Source organism: Halorubrum sp. AJ67, from assembly GCF_000513435.1.
The window spans coordinates 133,719-136,004 of the sequence record NZ_CBVY010000006.1 but is presented as its reverse complement, the minus strand read 5'-3'; the positions used below and the strand labels follow the sequence as shown (position 1 = coordinate 136,004).

Annotated in this window: 1 protein-coding gene and 1 pseudogene; both read left to right on the top strand. The window is 70.2% G+C overall.

Going from position 1 to position 2,286, the window contains the following annotated elements:
- Positions 1 to 1,419 (top strand): annotated as a pseudogene (locus BN903_RS07690) (GMC family oxidoreductase); the annotation flags it as partial.
- 194 nt (positions 1,420 to 1,613) lie between these two features.
- A complete protein-coding gene (locus BN903_RS07685) occupies positions 1,614 to 2,267 on the top strand; it encodes a dolichyl-phosphate hexose transferase (RefSeq protein WP_228841062.1) in 654 nt (217 codons plus the stop codon).
- The last annotated feature ends 19 nt before the right edge of the window (positions 2,268 to 2,286 follow it).

The following is a 2,286-nucleotide window of genomic DNA, read 5'->3' as shown; positions in this document are numbered from 1 at the left end:
GCCGGACGTCTGGGACGTAGGCGGCGCGCGCGACGCCTACGAGAACGCCGGGTCGACGGAGTGGAGCTACCCGCTGAACCACGCCCGCGTGAAGGGGGTCGGCGGGTCGACGCTCCACTGGCAGGGGATGGTGATGCGGCTCCACGAGGGCGATTTTAACTCCGGGACCGAGCGCGGCGTCGGGCCGGACTGGCCGATCGACTACGCGGACCTGCGGCCCTACTACGCGGAGGCCGAGCGCGAACTGGGCGTCGCGGGCGCGTCGGACAACCCCTACGCGCCGCCCCGCGAGGAGCCGCACCCGATGCCGGCGTTCGAGCCGTCCTACAGCGACTCGCTGTTCGCCGAGGCCTGCGAGGAACTCGGGATCGACATGCACTCGGTGCCGAACGCGCGCAACTCCGAGGCGTACGACGGTCGCTCCGCCTGCGTCGGTTACGGCACCTGCCAGCCCGTCTGTCCCGCGGGCGCGAAGTACGACGCGACGGTCCACGTCGAGCGCGCCGAGGACGCGGGCGCGACCGTGATCGACCGCGCGCCGGTCGAGCGGCTCGAACACGACGGCGACGACCGGGTGACGGCCGCCGTCTACGCGACGCCCGACGGCGAGACGCACAGACAGGAGGCGGACGCGTTCGTCGTCGCCGCCGGCGGCGTGGAGACGCCGCGGCTCCTCCTGCTTTCCGCGTCCGACCGCTATCCGGACGGACTCGCGAACGGGAGCGGCCACGTCGGCGAGTTCTTCATGGACCACCTGTTCGCGGGGGCGGGGGGACGCTCGACGAGCCGACGCGACAGAACCACGTCGGCTTCTACACCAGCGCCTGCGACCAGTTCTACGACGAGGCTGACGAGACGCAGGCCCCGTTCAAGCTGGAGTTCTTCAACTACGCCGGCCCCTCGCCCGTGGAGTCGGCGCTGACGGGCGACGACTGGGGCGATCCCCTGCTGGAGCGTCTACGGGGCGAGTACGGGAACCACGTCGCGATGGGCGCGCTCGTCGAGCAGCTCCCCGACGCCGACAGCCGGATCACGCTCGCCGACAACCGGGTCGACGACCGCGGGAATCCGGTACCGCGGGTCGAGTGGACCGTCGGCGACCGCGCGCTCGACACGATCGAACGGGCCAAGGAGATCCAAGTCGAGGTCTTAGCGGAGCTCGGGGCCGACATCGAGTGGGTGGCCGGCCCGGACGCCACCGGTCCCGCGTACCACCACATGGGAACGACGCGGATGAGCGACGACCCCGATCGGGGCGTCGTCGACGCCGACTGCCGGACCCACGACCTCGAGAACTGCTGGATCGCCTCCAGTTCCGTCTTCCCGACGAGCGGTGCGATGAACCCCACGCTCACCATCGCCGCGCTCGCGCTCCGCGTCGGCGACGACGTGGCCGGCTGGCTCTCGGAGAAAGCGTGACGGCTCGCCGCCATTTGTTTAGGTAAACCTAAAAACTCAAGTGCGTGCGGGCGGAGTTCCGGGTAATGAGCGACTCGGCGCACGCGACGAACGGGTCCGCGGCCGCGGTAGCGGAGCGAGACGAGGACGAATCGGGAGCCGAGACGAGCGGCGACCGCGACGAGCCGTACACCTTCGACGACCTCAGCGTCGTGATGGGGACGTACAACGAGGAGGAGGCGATCGGAACGGTTCTCGAAGACATCGAGGAGGTCACCGACGGGAAGGCGGAGGTCGTCTGCGTCGACGGCTCCTCGGACCGAACCGCGGAGATCGCCCGCGAACACGGTGCGACGGTCATCGAGCAGGAGCCGCAGGGGTACGGCGTCGCGGTTCAGGAGGCGATCTTGACGCCCGACCGTCCCGTGGTCGTCACGACGGACTGCGACGACACCTACCCGATGGAGGCGCTCCCGGAGTTCCTCGCCGAGATCAACGACGGCGCGGACGTGGTGAGCGGCGACCGGCTCTATCACGGCGCGGCGGCGATGCCGGCGTTCAACCGGTTCGGCAACCACGCGTTCGCGGCGCTCGCCTCCCTCCTGATGGGCGAACGCGTCCACGACACCACCACCGGAATGCGCGCGTACCGCCGCGACGTGGTCGAGGAGATCGGCTGGACCGAGAACACCGGCCTCTCCGCCGAACTCCTCATCCGGCCGCTGATGCGCGGCTACGACGTGCGCGAGCGCCCGATCCGCTACGCCGAGCGCCTCGGCGAGACGAAGCTCGACCCGATCGGCGGCGGGGCCGCCATCGCGAAGTCGATCGTCACCGTCTGTCTCGAAGAGCGGCTGCGACGCTTCTGAGCGGCGGCGAACTCTTTTC